The following is a 16,104-nucleotide window of genomic DNA, read 5'->3' as shown; positions in this document are numbered from 1 at the left end:
TTTGGGCCGCTTCCTGCGAGTAACTTCCGGCAAAACGTCGACCTCGGCGCGCCCGACACCTCGCTGTCGGACCCCGGTGCGAACATGTGTTCGTGTCCGGCGGTGCCTCCATCCTGCATGCCGACCTCGACTCGTTCTACGCCTCGGTCGAGCAGCGCGACGACCCTGCGCTGCGTGGCCGCCCCGTCATCGTCGGCGGCGGCGTCGTGCTCGCGGCCAGCTACGAGGCGAAGGCCTTCGGGGTGCGCACCGCCATGGGCGGACGTCAGGCCCGGCAGCTGTGCCCGCATGCCATCGTCGTCCCGCCGCGGATGTCGGCCTATTCCCAGGCCAGCGCGGCGGTCTTCGAGGTGTTCCACGACACCACCCCGCTGGTGGAGCCGATCTCGGTCGACGAGGCGTTCCTGGACGTCGGCGGGCTGGCGCGCACGGCGGGCCGGCCGGTGCAGATCGCCGCGCGGCTGCGCGAACAGGTCCGCGACCGCGTTGGCCTGCCCATCACCGTCGGCATTGCGCGCACCAAGTTCCTCGCGAAGGTCGCCAGCCAGGTGGCCAAGCCCGACGGGCTGTTGCTGGTCGAACCGGAGCGCGAACTCGCCTTCCTGCATCCGCTGCCGGTGCGCCGGCTCTGGGGGGTGGGCGCCAAGACCGAGGAGAAGCTGCGCGCCCACGGCATCCACACCGTCGCGCAGGTGGCGGAGCTGACGGAGACCACGCTGGCCGCGATGGTCGGCGGCGCGATGGGCCACCAGCTCTACTGCCTGTCCCGCAACATCGACCGGCGCCGGGTGGTCACCGGGGTGCGCCGACGCTCGGTGGGTGCCCAACGCGCGCTCGGCCGCGCGGGTAATTCCATGTCGCCGGCCGAGGTGGACGCGGTGGTGGTCAACCTCGTCGACCGGATCACCCGGCGGATGCGCGCCGCCGGCCGCACCGGCCGCACGGTGACGCTGCGGCTGCGGTTCGACGATTTCGGGCGGGTCACCCGGGCCCGCACCCTGGCCCGGGCCACGGCGTCGACCGAGCCCGTCCTGGCCGCGGCTCGCGCGCTGATCGCCGACGCGGCACCGCTGATCGCCGAAAGGGGGCTCACCCTGGTCGGATTCGCGGTGTCCAACATCGACCCCGGCGGGGCTCAGCAGCTCGAGCTGCCCCTGGACCCGGGCGCCGATCAGCTGGCCGTGGACCTGGCGATCGACGACGTGCGACGGCGGTTCGGCACCGCGGCCCTGACTCGCGGCGTCCTGGTGGGCCGCGACCCCGGAATCGAGGTGCCGCACCTGCCGGATTAGAGCAGCTGCCCCGCAATGAATCCGGCGAGCAGCACCCCGAAGCCGCCGACCTCACCGATGATCAGCGCCGCCATCCCGGCGTGCAGGCTCCCGGTCGGGTGGCTGAACTGATTGGTGGTGTCGCGCTTGGCGCCGTGCAGGATGTAGGTCGCGATCGCGACGACGAAGAAGAACACCAGCACGCCCGCGGCGGTCAGGTTCACCGCCGTCGGCCAGGCGCTCAGCTCCACGAAGACCGCCGCGAGCAGCGTCGCGAACGAATACAGCAGCGCGGCCCGGTGCGCGATGTCGACGTACGGGTGCGCCAGGTGGTTCTCCGAGACCGCCATCTCACGGTACTTCCAGATCCCGAGAATCAGCGCGAGCAGGAAGATCAGTCCGGCCGCGAGCAGCGTCAAGGTGGTGTCGATTCCCAGGCCGGCGTCCATGCGCGGAGTGTATCCAGCCGGGCACCGTGGTCAGCCGGTGGTCCAGGCCAGCAGCTGCTCGGCGGGCCAGGTGTTGATGATCCGCTCGGCCGGCACACCGTTGTCCAGCGCGCGCTGCGCACCGAATCCCAGGAAGTCCAGCTGCCCGGGGGCGTGCGCGTCGGTGTCGATCGTGAAATTGCAGCCGATCTCCAACGCCAGCGTCATCAGCCGCGACGGGGGATCCCGCCGCTCCGGGCGCGAGTTGATCTCGACGGCCGTGCCGTGCTCCCGGCAGGCGGTGAACACCTGTTCCGCGTCGAATTTCGACTCGGGGCGCTTGCCGCGGCCGCCCTCGACCAGGCGGCCGGTGCAGTGCCCCAGCACCGAGACCCGCTGGTGGGACACCGCGCGGACCATCCGCCGCGTCATCGCTGCCGCATCCATGGCCAGCTTCGAATGCACGCTGGCCACCACGACGTCGAGCCGGTCGAGCAGTTCGGGTTCCTGATCCAGCGTGCCGTCCTCGAGGATGTCGACCTCGATGCCGGTGAGGATGCGCATGGGCGCGAACTTCTCCCGCAGCTCGTCGATGACGTCGAGTTGGTGCCGCAGCCGCTCGGCCGACAGGCCGTTGGCGATCCGCAGCCGCGGGGAGTGGTCGGTGAGCGCGCAGTACTCGTGGCCCAGCGCGCGGGCCGTGGCCATCATCTCCTCGATCGGAGCCGAGCCGTCGGACCAGTTGGAGTGCAGATGCAGATCCCCCTTCAGCGCGGCCCGCAGCTCGCCGCCGCCGAGATCCTTTGCGGTCTCGCGTAATTCGGTGAGCGTGTCTGGTTCTCGCCCGGTCCACGCCTGCGCGATGACCTTCGCCGTCTTGGGCCCGATCCCCGGCAGGGACTGCCATCCGTCAGTGCGGCCCAGCTTGTCGCGCTGCTCGTCGCTCAGGCCGTCGACCACGTCGGCGGCGTTGCGGTAGGCCATCACCCGACGGCTGTCCTCGCGCGCGCGGTCCTTGTAGTAGGCGATCTCCCGCAGGACGGCGGCCGGATCCAGTGGTGCCATGTGTTCCATAGTGCCCGCGTCTGCCGTCGCCGCACTACGCTCGGCGTGATGCGATTCGCGTTCAAGACCTCTCCGCAGAACACCACATGGTCGGACATGCTCGCCGTGTGGACGGCCGCCGACGACATCGACGTCTACGAGTCCGGCTGGACCTTCGACCACTTCTATCCGATCTTCTCCGACCCCACCGGGCCATGTCTGGAGGGGTGGATCACCCTGACCGCGCTCGCCCAGGTGACCCGACGGTTGCGGGTCGGGGTGCTGGTCACCGGCATCCACTATCGGCATCCGGCCGTGCTGGCCAACATGGCCTCGGCGCTGGACATCGTTTCCGACGGCCGGCTGGAGCTGGGCATCGGGGCGGGCTGGAACGAGGAGGAGTCCGGCGCCTACGGCATCGAGTTGGGCAGCCTCAAGGAGCGGTTCGACCGATTCGAGGAGGCCTGCCAGGTGCTCAAGGGGCTGTTGAGTCAGGAGACCACAACCTTCGACGGCCGGTTCTATCAACTGGTCGACGCCCGTAACGAGCCCAAGGGACCGCAGCGGCCGCACCCGCCGATCTGCATCGGCGGCAGCGGGGAGAAGCGCACCCTGCGCATCACCGCCCAGTACGCCGACCACTGGAACTTCGTCGGGGGCACGCCCGAGGAGTTCGCCCGCAAGCGCGCCGTGCTGGCCGCTCATTGCGCCGACGTCGGCCGTGACCCCGAGGAGATACGGGTGTCCGCCCACCTGCGGCTGAACCTCGATCGCGGGTATCAGCGGGTGCTCGACGAGGCCGCCGCCCTGGAGGGCCTCGACCTCGCGATCATCTACCTACCCACCCCACACGACCCGGCGGTGCTCGAGCCGCTCGCCGAGGCGATCCGGGATTCCGGCCTGCTGAGCCCTTGAAGCACTGCACCTGTCGGCCGGAGTCAACTCAATTGAGTTGGTAACCAACCTGATTCGGCACCGAACGCTGCCGGTGGAGTGGCGATGCAGTAGGGCTAATCCGCGACGATGTCGTCGGTCTGTTCGTCGAGCGCAACGCCGCCGGCTGCGCGCGCCAACTCCGCCGCGAAGCGGCGCGCGTGCGGAATCTGGTCCGGATTGCTGCCTTCCACCACCACCTGCCAACTCAACGTCGGCCTGAGCGCCAGCGCAGCCACCGGATCCGGCAGATCGTCCGGGTCCACCGGGTCGGGGCCGAACACCGTGAACGAATAGTCCTCGTCGTCGCCGCGCAGAACTCGGAACTCGGCGGCGTCGACGTCGTCGATGCTGAGTTGCTCCCCCGCGTCGACGACGGCCTCCATCTCGCCGTCGTCCACACCGCGCGTGGCGTACACAGTCAGGTCATAGGACATCGGCGGCCTCCGTCTTCGTGTCGATCAGCGGCCAGATCCGGCGAGCAAATTGCACAGACGTCAGTCCACGACGTCGAGCAAACGGTTTGAGTCCGTCAGACGCCGTAGCGGAGAAGTTCGGCCTGGGTCACCAGACGCTCGTGCTTAGCCGGGAACTCACGACTCTTGACGGGGTGCCGGAACAATGACCAGGCGATTCGCCCCACCCGCGAGCGGGTCAATGGGTTGATATGCACTGCTATCACTCCTGCGGTCGGAATAGCTGGACCGAGCCTCTACCATACCGCAGCGCTCGGTGTGATCTATATAACACCGAGAAACGGGCAAATCTCCAGAGGCGCGCCGACGAATAGTCCGATGATTCTGGAGTGACGTATGTGACTAGCGTTGCGGTGCGGCCGTCGGCTTGATCGGCGCCGGCAGCGCGGTCTCGCCCACCAGGAAGCGGTCGACTCCGGCCGCCGCGGCACGCCCCTCCGCGATCGCCCACACGATCAGCGACTGCCCGCGTCCCATGTCCCCCGCCACGAACACGCCGGGAACCGAGGTCTGGAAGTCGTCGTCGCGCGCCACGTTGCCGCGATCGGTGAGCTCGACGCCGAGCTCGGTCAGCAGGCCCTCGCGCTCCGGGCCGACGAAGCCCATGGCGAGCAGCACCAGATCGGCCTCCAACTCGAAGTCGGAACCCTCGACCTTCTCGAACCTGCCGTCCTTCATCACCACCTCGTGCGCCGAGAGCGCGGTGACGTGCCCGTCCGCACCGACGAACTTCTCGGTGTTGACCGAGAACACCCGCTCGCCGCCCTCTTCGTGCGCCGAGGAGACCCGGTACATCAGCGGGTACGTGGGCCACGGGGTCGACTCCGCGCGCTCCTCGGGCGGCCTCGGCATGATCTCGAACTGGTGCACACTGGCCGCGCCCTGCCGGTGCGAGGTGCCCAGGCAGTCGGCGCCGGTGTCACCGCCGCCGATGATGACGACCTTCTTGTCCTTCGCCGTGATCGGCGGCTGGCCGTTCTCGTCGAGTACGTCATCACCGAACTGGACCCGGTTGGCCCACGGCAGAAACTCCATGGCCTGGTGGATGCCGTCGAGCTCGCGACCCGGGATCGGCAGATCCCGCCAGGCGGTGGCGCCGCCGGCGAGCACCACCGCGTCGTAGTCCTCGCGCAACTGCTCGACGGTGAGGTCCACCCCGACGTTGACCCCGGTGCGGAACTCGGTGCCCTCGGCCGCCATCTGCTCGAGACGACGGTCGATGTGGCGCTTCTCCATCTTGAACTCGGGGATGCCGTACCGCAGCAGCCCGCCGATGCGGTCCGCCCGCTCGAACACCGTCACGTGGTGGCCGGCGCGGGTCAGCTGCTGGGCCGCGGCCAGGCCGGCCGGTCCTGAACCCACCACGGCGACCTTCTTACCGGTGAGCACCGTCGGCGGCAGCGGGACCACCCAGCCCTCGTTGAAGGCGTTGTCGATCAGCTCGACCTCGACCTGCTTGATGGTCACCGGGTCCTGGTTGATCCCCAGCACGCACGACGCCTCGCACGGCGCCGGGCACAGCCGGCCGGTGAACTCAGGGAAGTTGTTGGTGGCGTGCAACCGCTCGATGCCGTCGCGCCACCGGCCCCGGAACACCAGGTCATTCCACTCCGGGATCAGGTTCCCCAGAGGACAGCCGTTGTGGCAGAACGGGATACCGCAGTCCATGCACCGCGAGGCCTGCACCTGCAGCGTGTCGTGGCTGAACTCCTCGTAGACCTCTTTCCAGTCCTTGAGGCGCAGCGGGACCGGCCGCCGGGCGGGCGTCTGACGCTGGGTGTGCTTGAGGAAGCCGTTGGGATCAGCCACGAGCCGCCGCCATGATCGCGTCGTTGACGTCGGTGCCGGCCTCTTCGGCCGCGCTGATCGCCGCGAGCACGCGCTTGTAGTCGCGCGGCATCACCTTGGCGAAATGCTGCTGCTGGGCCGGCCAATCGGCGAGCACCCGCTGTCCGACGGCCGAATCCGTGGCATCCACGTGGGCGGTGATCATTGTGTGCAACCAATCCAGGTCGGCCTCGTCCAACTCGTCGAGTTCGACCATCTCTGTGTTCAAATTGTCCGGCAGGGCGCCGTTGGGGTCGTAGACGAAGGCGACACCGCCCGACATTCCGGCCGCGAAGTTGCGCCCGGTCTCGCCGAGGATGACCACCCGGCCGCCCGTCATGTACTCACAGCCGTGATCGCCGACGCCCTCCACCACCGCGTGGGCGCCGGAGTTACGGACCGCGAACCGCTCGCCCACCACGCCGCGCAGGAACGCCTGGCCGCTGGTGGCGCCGAACAGGATCACGTTGCCGCCGATGATGTTCTCCTCGGCGACGTAGTCGGCCGGGGCGTTGTCCGACGGGCGCACCACGATCCGGCCGCCCGACAGACCCTTGCCGACGTAGTCGTTGGCGTCGCCGTAGACCCGCAGCGTGATGCCCTTGGGCACGAACGCGCCGAAGCTGTTGCCCGCTGAACCCTCGAAGGTGATGTCGATGGTCCCGTCCGGAAGACCCTGTCCGCCATAGGCCTTGGTCACCTCGTGGCCCAGCATGGTGCCGACGGTGCGGTTGACGTTGGCAATGGTGGTGCTGAACCGGACCGGCGTCGCGTTGTCGAGAGCCTCCCGGCACTGGGCGATCAACTGCTGATCGAGCGCCTTGTCCAAACCGTGGTCCTGCCCCGAGGTGCAGTACAGGTTCTGGTTCATGAACGCCGACTCCGGCTCGTGCAACACCGGGGTCAGGTCCAGCTTGTAGGCCTTCCAATGCTCGGCGGCCCGCGTGGTGTCGAGCGCCCGCACCTGGCCCACCATCTCGTTGACGGTCCGGAATCCCAGCTGCGCCATCAGTTCCCGAACTTCCTCGGCGATGAACAGGAAGAAGTTCTCCACGAACTCGGGCTTGCCGTTGAAGCGCTCGCGCAGCACCGGGTTCTGGGTCGCCACGCCCACCGGGCAGGTGTCGAGGTGGCAGACCCGCATCATGATGCAACCCGAGACCACCAGCGGGGCGGTGGCGAAGCCGAACTCCTCGGCGCCGAGCAGGGCGGCGATCACCACGTCGCGACCGGTCTTCAGCTGCCCGTCCACCTGGACGACGATCCGGTCGCGAAGACCGTTGAGCAGCAACGTCTGCTGGGTTTCGGCCAGACCGAGCTCCCACGGTGCGCCCGCGTGCTTCTGGGAGGTCAGCGGGGTGGCGCCGGTGCCGCCGTCGTGCCCGGAGATGAGGACGACGTCGGCGTGCGCCTTGGACACGCCCGCCGCCACGGTGCCCACCCCGTTCTCGCTGACCAGCTTGACGTGGATGCGCGCGGCCGGGTTGGCGTTCTTCAGATCGTGGATCAGCTGGGCCAGATCCTCGATCGAGTAGATGTCGTGGTGCGGCGGCGGCGAGATCAAGCCGACGCCCGGCGTGGAGTGCCGCACCTCGGCCACCCACGGGTACACCTTGTGCCCCGGAAGTTGGCCGCCCTCACCGGGCTTGGCGCCCTGGGCCATCTTGATCTGGATGTCGGTGCAGTTGGTCAGGTAGTGGCTCGTCACACCGAACCGCGCGGAGGCCACCTGCTTGATCGCGCTGCGCCGCCAGTCGCCGTTGGCCTCCGGCTCGAACCGGTCGACGGATTCGCCGCCCTCACCGGAGTTCGACCGCCCGCCCAGCCGGTTCATCGCGATCGCCAGGGTCTCGTGCGCCTCGGCCGAGATCGAGCCGTAGCTCATCGCTCCGGTGGAGAACCGCTTGACGATCTCGCTGGCCGGCTCCACCTCGTCGAGCGGAACCGGCTCCCGCACACCCTCTTTGAACTTCAACAGGCCGCGCAGCGACGCCATCCGCTCGCTCTGGTCGTCTACCAGCTTGGTGTACTCCTTGAACACCTCGTACTGCCCGGTGCGGGTCGAATGCTGGAGCTTGAACACGGTGTCGGGGTTGAACAGGTGGTATTCACCCTCGCGCCGCCACTGGTATTCGCCGCCGACCTCGAGTTCGCGGTGCGCCCATTCGTCGGGGCGTTCCAGGTAGGCCAGCGCGTGCCGGCTCGCGACGTCGTCGGCGATGTCGTCGAGGCCGATACCGCCGGTGGCGCAATACAAACCGGTGAAGTACTCGTCGAGCACCCGTTGGGAGACGCCGATCGCCTGGAACAGCTGGGCACCGGTGTAGGAGGCCAAGGTCGAGATGCCCATCTTCGACATCACCTTGAGCACGCCCTTGCCGGCGGCCTTGACGTAGTTGGTCTTGGCCTCGTCACTGGTCAGGCCGGTGATCGCGCCGCGCTCGATCATGTCGTCGATCGACTCGAGGGCGAGGTAGGGGTTGATGGCGGCGGCGCCGAAACCGCACAGCATCGCCATGTGGTGCACCTCGCGCGCGTCACCGGACTCCACCACGAGGCCCACCTGCGTGCGGGTCCGCTCGCGCACCAGGTGGTGGTGCACCGCGGCCAGCGACAAGAGCGACGGGATGGGTGCGAGCCACTCGTTGGATTCGCGGTCGGAGAGCACGATGATGCGCGCCCCGTTGCGGATGGCCTGTGAGACCCGGGTGCGGACGTCCTCCAAAGCGCGGCGCAGACCCTGACCGCCGTCGGCCACCGGGTACAGGCACTGCACCACCGCGGCCCGCATGCCGTGCTTGCGGCCGCGGATCTCATGGTCGGGGTCGACGTTGATCAACTTGGCCAGCTCGGCGTTGCGCAGGATCGGCTGCGGCAACACGATCTGGCGACAGGAGTTCTCGTCGGGGTTCAGCAGGTCGCCCTCGGGCCCGAGGGTGTTCTGCAGGCTGGTGACCACCTCTTCGCGGATGGCGTCCAGCGGCGGGTTGGTGACCTGGGCGAACAGCTGCTGGAAGTAGTCGAACAGCATCCGCGGCCGCTGCGAGAGCACCGCGATGGGGGTGTCGGTGCCCATCGAGCCCAGCGCCTCGGCCCCGGTTCGGGCCATCGGCGCCAGCAGCAGGTTCAGCTCCTCGGTGGTGTAGCCGAAGATCTGCTGGCGGGCTACCACCCGGTGGTGCGGCATCTTGACGTAGTTGCCCTGCGGCAGCTCGTCGACGGGGAACAGCCCCGCGTCCAGCCACTCCTGGTACGGATGCTCGGCGGCCAGCTGGTCTTTGATCTCGTCGTCGGAGACGATGCGTCCCTGCGCGGTGTCCACCAGGAACATCCGGCCCGGGCGCAGGCGCATGCGCTGCACGACCTTGCTCGGGTCCAGGTCCAGGACGCCGGCCTCCGACGCCATCACCACCAGTCCGTCGTCGGTCACCCAGATGCGCGACGGCCGCAGGCCGTTGCGGTCCAGCACGGCGCCGACGACGGTGCCGTCGGTGAAGCACACCGACGCGGGGCCGTCCCACGGCTCCATCAAGGAGTCGTGAAACTCGTAGAAGGCGCGCCGGGCCGGGTCCATCGACTCGTGCCGCTCCCAGGCCTCGGGGATCATCATCAGCACCGCGTGGGCCAGGCTGCGCCCGCCCAGATGCAGCAGCTCGAGCACCTCGTCGAAGCGCGCGGTGTCCGAGGCGCCGGGCGTACAGACCGGGAAGATCTTGTTGAGGTCGTTGTGGTAGCCGAAAACGTCGGTGTGGATCAGCGATTCCCGCGCCCGCATCCAGTTCTCGTTGCCGGTGACGGTGTTGATCTCGCCGTTGTGCGCCACGCGCCGGAACGGGTGCGCCAGCGGCCACGACGGGAAGGTGTTCGTGGAGAACCGGGAGTGCACGATACCCAGGGCGCTTTCGAGCCGGTCGTCCTGCAGGTCCAGGTAGAACGCCTTGAGCTGCGGGGTGGTCAGCATGCCCTTGTAGACGAACGTCTGACCGGAAAGGCTTGGGAAGTACACGGTTTCGCGACCCGGGCCGTCCTGACCGGTGCCCTTGGTGCCCAACTCGTGCTCGGAGCGCTTGCGGATCACGTAGGCGCGGCGCTCGAGTTCCATGTCGGAGGCGCCGGCGATGAACAACTGCCGGAAGGTGGGCATCGCGTCGCGGGCCAGCGCACCCAGCGAGGAGTCGTCGGTGGGCACGTCGCGCCAGCCGAGCATCTGCAGGCCCTCGGCCTCCACGATCTTCTCCACGGCGGCGCAGGCGGCCGCCGCGTCCTTGGCGGACTGCGGCAGGAAGGCGATGCCGGTGGCGTAACTGCCGGGCTCGGGCAGCTCGAACTCGACGACGGAGCGCAGGAACCGGTCCGGAACCTGCATCAGGATGCCGGCACCGTCGCCGGTGTTGGGTTCCGCGCCCTGGGCACCGCGGTGCTCGAGGTTGACCAGCGCCGTGATGGCCTTGTCGACAATGTCGCGGCTGCGGCGGCCATGCATGTCGACGACCATGGCAACACCGCACGAGTCGTGCTCGTATGCGGGGTTGTACAGGCCAACTGTGCTGGGCGCTCTCTTCATCGGCGAACCCACCCGAATCCTTCGGGAAGAGCCTCATCGGCCCTTCGTGTGCTGTTCAGAGCCTGCGCCGCGATCCGCGGGAACGGGCGCACCCCTTCGGTTTCATATGTCGCGACCCCGACCTGTTCCATACGGTTCGTGGGGCCGTGCAGCACTGAACGGCGGCCCGATCATCAGGTCACAACAAGTTGTAAAACGATAAGGCAAAAACCGCCCTCAACGCCAACTTAGTGCAGCCTAACTAGCCATTTGCCCGATTCGACGGCCCTCGCGCCCCCGACGGGTCCCGTTGAACTCGAATTTCGTTGCGCCCGAGGGCCTTTCTGCGGACGGCGTTGACATCCCCGCTGGTCGGCGGCGCCGCGGCACGCGTGGCCGTTTTCTTAGAAAAAGTTTGCTGCTTGCGGATATTCCCGGCTGTTCTCGCGTGTGTTTCGCCACAGCGCAACAGGTGGTGCAACCGGACCTTTCGACCACATTTCCCTGGTAGCCCACGGGTTCTGGGCGACATGGGCCTCATGGGATCCCGCCGGCGACCGAATCGGACCCCCGGGCCGCCGTTTTGCGGAAACCTGGGCCGATTTCTTAGACAGCGCCCCCACCGGGCCTGCGGCAGCGAGCGAGACCGCGGCTACCCCTCGACGGTGGTCGGATCACGACCCACCCATCAACCGCGGTCTCGGCTCGCGCCGGCAGCCCTCCCCCGAATGGCCTGCCCGACTTGCAATCTCAGAATCATCGACAGTGCCCCTCAGGGTCATGCGTAGAGCACTACCTGTGTCGGTCACCCGGCCGACGGGCCCCGCTCGCCCTCGTCGGGTTCGGTGAACCGGCGCCGACGCGATGTGCGGACGGGATAGCCGCCCCGTTCGGCCAGCGAGCGCAGCTGGCGCAGCGCGAAGGTGCGGCCGCGGCCGGACTCCGGGATCGCGATTCCGGCCCAGATGCCCTCCGCACCCGGCGTCTCGACGGCGTCGCGCGCACACAGCCAGCGCCGCGGGCAGGTTCGACAGATGGCCTTGGCGCTCTCGTCGGCCGAGGCCGCCCAGCGGTCGGGGTCGTTCACACAGGCCGCGACGACGTCGTACAGCGGGACACCGTGCTGCGCGGGATGGCCCGGATTGAGTGCGCTTGTCATGAGTGTTCCTCTCGTGGACGTGCTCGATGACGAAACCGTAGCAGTCTTAACCGTAGCGTTGCAACATTTTCCCGTAGCACTGCCGAAGCGTCGCCACAGATCTTCTGGCGGTGCCGCATTTGCGCAGGTGGCAGGCTTGAGTCCGCTGAGCCGTTCGGTCGATACGGCGCGTCGCGACGCTTCGGAAGCCGCGATCGAGGGGTCCGATGTGCCGCAGCAGAGCTACGGAATCTCGTGCGAAGTGCTGCAGCAACCGAGAGTGCTACACCCCTGCGAAGGCGCGCCGTCGCGCACCGAAGGCGAACCGTCACAGAGCGCTCCGGGCATCCGCGCCCGCGCGGCCCGGCGGTGCCGCCCGCTACGCCCGAACCGGCCCGGCGGGGCCGCCCTTGCGATAGTCGATACTGATGACGACTTGTGCCACCGCGTCGGCCCCGGGCCGACACCCCGTACCGAACGGCGCACTTCACCCGGAGGAGGACCCCCAGCAGTGACCGAGCGTGAAGAGTTTCTCCGCGATCGTCAGGCGGGTCCCCCGCAACACCCCACCCCGCCATCGGCAGGCGCCCCGTCGGGCGATCAGTGGGAGTCCCCGCCCCCGACGGCGACACCGGGGCCTGCGCCCGGATTCATCCAGCCCCAGGGGCCGCTGCCGCAACAGCCCGGTTCTCAGCCGACCGCCACGCCGCACGCCGCCCCCCAACAGCCCGGACCGCACCAACCGCCCGGCTCTCAGCACTTCGGCCCCGGGCCCGGCCTGCAGCAGCCACCGTGGCTCGACTTCGGCGGCGCGCCGACCCCGTCGCCGCGCAAGCCCCGGCCCACCCGCGGTTGGCGCCGGGCGGTGCACGTCGCCACCTTCGGCCTGATCAACCTCGGCCCCTCGAAGGCCGAGCGTCGCGCCGCGGAGTTGCAGGCCATCATCCAGGCGCCCTTGCGCAGCTACTACAAGGTCGGCGTGCTGGGTAAGGGCGGCGTCGGCAAGACCTCCGTGGCGGCCAGCGTCGGCTCGGTCTTCGCCGAGTTGCGCCCGTCGGACCGGGTGGTCGCCATCGACGCCGACACCGCCTTCGGCCGGCTCGGCAGCCGGGTCGACCCGTCGGCGCGCGGCTCCTACTGGGAGCTGGCCGGTGACCGCAACCTGGAATCGTTCGCGGACCTGCGGGCTCGCATCGGCAACAACGCCGCCGGCCTGTACGTGCTGGCCGGCGAGCCCGCCAGCACGCGGCGCCGCGTCCTGGACCCGGCCATCTACCGGGAGGCCGCCCTGCGGCTCGACCGCCACTTCACCATCTCGATCATCGACTGCGGTTCCACCATGGACGCGCCGGTCACCCAGGAGGCCCTGCGCGACCTCGATGCCCTGATCGTCGTGTCCTCCCCCTGGGCCGACGGCGCCGGCGCCGCCGCCCAGACCATGGAGTGGCTGGCCAACCACGGCATGGGTGAACTGCTGCGACGCACCGTCGTGGTCCTCAACGATTCCGACGGCCACGCCGACAAGAAGACCAAGGCCGCGCTGGCCCAACAGTTCATCAGCCGCGGCCAAGTGGTGGTCGAGGTTCCGTTCGACCCGCACCTGCGGCCGGGCGGGGTCATCGACGTCACGCGGGAGATGGCCCCGGCCACCCGGTTGCGTTTCCTGGAGATCACCGCCGCCATCGCGGGCCATTTCTCGATGGTCCCGCCGCATCCCGTGCCGGGAGAAGCCAATTGAGCGCGGACATCGACGCCGTGGACGCCGTCTTCACCCGCGACGGTGACAGCTACCTGCCCAGTGACATGGCGCGTGGGCCGTGGGGCGAGACCATGGCCGGCCAGATCGTCGGCGGGCTGCTCGGGTTCGCGCTGGACACCCATGGCGACCCGCAGCTGCAACCGGCCCGGTTCACCGTCGACCTGATGCGGCCGGTCTTCCTCAAGCCCGTCCAGATCCAGACGACGGTGCAGCGGGAAGGCCGGCGACTCAAGCTCGTCGACGCCACCCTGCTGCAGGACGGCGAGGTGGTCGCCCGGGCCAGCGCGCTCTACCTGCGCCGCGGCGACCACCCCGAGGGACAGGTGTGGACCTCACCGGTCAGCATGCCGGCACCCCCGCAGAACCTGGACGGCATGCCCGACGGGATGCCATTTCACCTGTGGTCCTACAACACTCGCACCGACGTCGGCTCACCCGGCCTGGTGCCCGACCTGTGGCAGACCGACACGCAGAAGTTCGCCTGGGTGCGGCTGGCCCGCCCGATCGTGGCCGGCCACCCGGTGACGCCGTTCAGCCGGGCCGCCTTCGTCGGGGACGTGACCAGCTCGCTCACGCATTGGAGCACAGGCGGTTTGCGCTACATCAACGCTGACTACACGGTCACCCTGAGCCGGATGCCCGTCGGCGATCTGATCGGGCTCGCCGCACAAAGTCACTACGGCGCCGACGGGGTGGCCACGGGATCGGCCACCCTGTTCGACACCGAGGGCCCGATCGGTACCAGCGTCGCCGTCGCGCTGGCGCAACCGGCCGACGCGTTCCGGCCGTCGCGCCGGTTCAACCCGCAGGGCTGACTCCGCGCTCAGAGGTCGATGGGGACGTGCTTCTCCGCGCAGGCGTCGCGGACGGCGGCCATCACGTCCTGGGTCCGGATGGTCTCGAGATCGGCGACGGTGACCGAACCCTTGTCGCTGCGATGCTGGGCCGCGACCCTCGAATCGCGCAGTCGCTCAGCGCGTTCCACTACATTGCGGGCGAACCGACCGTTCTGCATGACATCGACGCCGTGGGTGCCGTCCGGGGCCAGGTAGGCACGCAGCGTGCGGCAGGCGGCGTTCAACGCCTCCCGGGCGGCGGGCTCGATCACGGTCGCGCGCGGCTGCCCGTAGCGGACCGCGATCTCGACCAGCTCGTCCGGACTGTACGACTCGAAGCGGAGCTTGCGGTTGAACCGGCCGGCCAGACCGGGGTTGACCGTCAGAAACTCGTCGACCTCCCGCTCGTAACCGGCGCCGATGAAGCAGAAGTCGAACCTGTGCACTTCCAACGCCACCAGCAACTGGTTGACGGCCTCCATGCCGATCATGTCTGGTCGTCCGTCGTGGTGGCGCTCGACCAGGCTGTAGAACTCGTCCATGAACAGGATCCGACCCAACGACCGATCAATCAGCTCATTGGTTTTGGGACCTGAGGCGCCGATGTGCTCGCCGCAGAAGTCCGCGCGCTTGACCTCGATGATCTCGGGGTGCCGCACGATACCCAAACCCGCGTAGATCTTGCCGAGCGCTTCGGCGGTGGTGGTCTTGCCGGTACCCGGCGGGCCGACCAGCAGCATGTGGTTGGTCTGGTTGGTCACCGGCAGTCCGTGCGCCAATCGCAGCGCCCGGACCTCGATCTGGTCCTCCAGCTCGGCAACGGCGCGCTTGACGTCGGCCAACCCCACCTGGTTGTTGAGCAGCGCGCGCCCCTCCTCCAGGAGTTCGGTGCGCCGCTCCTCGTTCTCCTCGTGCTGCCGGTCCTCCAGCGACTGCTCCGTGGTGACATCCCAGCGGTTGGTCCGGCTGTTGATGGTCTCCTCGTCGGTCACCACCAACTGCAGGTTCGGATCGGCCAACGCCGCCTGCGCGGACGCGATCAGCGCACCATTGATGGTCGCCTTCGACAGCGCGACCTGCGCCTTGTCCTCCTCGCCGAGTTGGCGATGGGCCATGCCGCGGACGTACGCGAGATCGGCTGCAATCAAGGGAAACTCAGCCGGATCGATCGCCGCGGCGATGGCGTCGTTGAGATCCCGACGACGGGCCTCCCCGCTGTGTTCGTGCCGCGACCGCAACTCAATGCGGTCGGCCCAGTCGAGGGCGACCCGCCCCTGCCCGAGATGGGCGGCGGCGTGCGCCGCCAGGGTGTTGGTCGCCGCCGTCACCGCCGACATGATGATCGCCTGCGGCGGCAGTACCGACGCCGCCACCGAGATGACGTCCGGCCAGCGCTGGGTTGCGAACATCAGGTAGGCCCGTAAGTACTGCTGCCACTGGTGGTTCTCCCAGGTGTCCAGCAGAGCCGAATCTTCCAGCAGCGCTTCGGCTTTCTCGTACTGACCATCGTCGACCAGCGCCGAGGCCAACGCCAGCCCGGCGTGTGAGGACTCGGTCACCGTGATCGCCAGATAGGGGCCGGCCTTGATGTGGGCGGCCAGCGCCGCGCCGATCCGGTTGGTTTCGCGGTGCAGCCGCGCCCCGTAGGCGTAGAGCTCCTGGAGCGTGCCCAACGCGTCGTCGCCCGCGGCGATCCGACCCAGCCAGGCGTCGGCCATCGCCGGATCGGTGTCGGTCGCGTCCCGGAACTTCGCCAGCGCGGCGTCCGGTTCGGCCGCGAGCAGGGCCATGCCCTGGTCGAAGTGCCGGCGGGCGGCGGCGGTCATGCTGGTGCTGGTGGTCATCGCTA

Annotated in this window: 11 protein-coding genes; 4 read left to right on the top strand and 7 right to left on the bottom strand. The window is 68.7% G+C overall.

Translation table 11 applies throughout. The features are described 5' to 3' along the window. Nucleotides 1-86: 86 nt before the first annotated feature. Nucleotides 87-1,292, top strand: coding sequence for a DNA polymerase IV (gene dinB, locus R2K23_RS00405; protein ID WP_316513559.1), 1,206 nt, complete (start codon nucleotides 87-89; stop codon nucleotides 1,290-1,292). On the opposite strand, the gene R2K23_RS00400 is transcribed toward dinB, so the two are convergent. Then, on the bottom strand, nucleotides 1,289-1,720 hold the full coding sequence (locus R2K23_RS00400; protein WP_316513557.1) for a hypothetical protein: 432 nt from the start codon (nucleotides 1,718-1,720) through the stop codon (nucleotides 1,289-1,291). The two genes, dinB and R2K23_RS00400, sit on opposite strands and share 4 nt — an antisense overlap. A gap of 30 nt (nucleotides 1,721-1,750) precedes the next feature. Continuing rightward, nucleotides 1,751-2,755 carry a PHP domain-containing protein gene (locus R2K23_RS00395; RefSeq protein ID WP_316517553.1) on the bottom strand — a complete coding sequence of 335 codons (1,005 nt, stop codon included), beginning with the start codon at nucleotides 2,753-2,755 and terminating at the stop codon, nucleotides 1,751-1,753. Nucleotides 2,756-2,812: 57 nt separating this feature from the next. On the opposite strand from R2K23_RS00395, the gene R2K23_RS00390 reads away from it, so the two are divergent. Next, nucleotides 2,813-3,658 (top strand): LLM class F420-dependent oxidoreductase, encoded by an 846-nt coding sequence (locus R2K23_RS00390; protein WP_316513555.1) that lies wholly within the window; start codon nucleotides 2,813-2,815, stop codon nucleotides 3,656-3,658. A 95-nt stretch (nucleotides 3,659-3,753) separates the two neighbouring features. On the opposite strand, the gene R2K23_RS00385 is transcribed toward R2K23_RS00390, so the two are convergent. The 4 genes from R2K23_RS00385 to R2K23_RS00370 form a co-directional block, all read right to left on the bottom strand. Next, on the bottom strand, nucleotides 3,754-4,113 hold the full coding sequence (locus tag R2K23_RS00385; protein ID WP_316513553.1) for a hypothetical protein: 360 nt from the start codon (nucleotides 4,111-4,113) through the stop codon (nucleotides 3,754-3,756). A gap of 381 nt (nucleotides 4,114-4,494) precedes the next feature. After that, complete coding sequence (locus R2K23_RS00380) at nucleotides 4,495-5,961, bottom strand: glutamate synthase subunit beta (RefSeq protein ID WP_316513552.1); 1,467 nt, start codon at nucleotides 5,959-5,961, stop codon at nucleotides 4,495-4,497. Then, on the bottom strand, nucleotides 5,954-10,543 hold the full coding sequence (gltB, locus tag R2K23_RS00375) for a glutamate synthase large subunit (RefSeq protein ID WP_316513551.1): 4,590 nt from the start codon (nucleotides 10,541-10,543) through the stop codon (nucleotides 5,954-5,956). The genes R2K23_RS00380 and gltB overlap by 8 nt, the downstream gene beginning before the upstream one ends. A 784-nt stretch (nucleotides 10,544-11,327) precedes the next feature. Then, nucleotides 11,328-11,681: a WhiB family transcriptional regulator gene (locus R2K23_RS00370; protein ID WP_316513549.1), complete on the bottom strand. Its 354-nt coding sequence runs from the start codon at nucleotides 11,679-11,681 to the stop codon at nucleotides 11,328-11,330. Between the two features lie 490 nt (nucleotides 11,682-12,171). On the opposite strand from R2K23_RS00370, the gene R2K23_RS00365 reads away from it, so the two are divergent. Together R2K23_RS00365 and R2K23_RS00360 are read left to right on the top strand one after the other, a co-directional pair. Further along, entirely contained in the window at nucleotides 12,172-13,398 is a 1,227-nt protein-coding gene (locus R2K23_RS00365) for a MinD/ParA family ATP-binding protein (protein ID WP_316513547.1), read from the top strand. A 65-nt stretch (nucleotides 13,399-13,463) separates the two neighbouring features. Beyond that, a complete protein-coding gene (locus tag R2K23_RS00360) occupies nucleotides 13,464-14,234 on the top strand; it encodes a thioesterase family protein (RefSeq protein WP_396893697.1) in 771 nt (256 codons plus the stop codon). An 8-nt stretch (nucleotides 14,235-14,242) separates the two neighbouring features. Here R2K23_RS00360 and eccA read toward each other — a convergent pair whose 3' ends face one another. Beyond that, a complete protein-coding gene (eccA, locus tag R2K23_RS00355) occupies nucleotides 14,243-16,099 on the bottom strand; it encodes a type VII secretion AAA-ATPase EccA (protein WP_316513544.1) in 1,857 nt (618 codons plus the stop codon). Nucleotides 16,100-16,104: the final 5 nt, after the last annotated feature.

The organism is Mycolicibacterium sp. MU0050 (assembly GCF_963378085.1).
Classification (GTDB): domain Bacteria; phylum Actinomycetota; class Actinomycetes; order Mycobacteriales; family Mycobacteriaceae; genus Mycobacterium; species Mycobacterium wendilense.
This window is presented reverse-complemented; position numbering and strand designations above follow the sequence as displayed.

What these genes read in the sequence shown, in the direction of transcription:
- R2K23_RS00400 (WP_316513557.1), bottom strand. Translation starts at nt 1,720, where the DNA reads ATGGACGCCGGCCTGGGAATCGACACCACCTTGACGCTGCTCGCGGCC.
- R2K23_RS00390 (WP_316513555.1), top strand. Translation starts at nt 2,813, where the DNA reads ATGCGATTCGCGTTCAAGACCTCTCCGCAGAACACCACATGGTCGGAC.
- R2K23_RS00385 (WP_316513553.1), bottom strand. Translation starts at nt 4,113, where the DNA reads ATGTCCTATGACCTGACTGTGTACGCCACGCGCGGTGTGGACGACGGC.
- gltB (WP_316513551.1), bottom strand. Translation starts at nt 10,543, where the DNA reads ATGAAGAGAGCGCCCAGCACAGTTGGCCTGTACAACCCCGCATACGAG.
- R2K23_RS00370 (WP_316513549.1), bottom strand. Translation starts at nt 11,681, where the DNA reads ATGACAAGCGCACTCAATCCGGGCCATCCCGCGCAGCACGGTGTCCCG.
- R2K23_RS00360 (WP_396893697.1), top strand. Translation starts at nt 13,464, where the DNA reads ATGGCGCGTGGGCCGTGGGGCGAGACCATGGCCGGCCAGATCGTCGGC.
- eccA (WP_316513544.1), bottom strand. Translation starts at nt 16,099, where the DNA reads ATGACCACCAGCACCAGCATGACCGCCGCCGCCCGCCGGCACTTCGAC.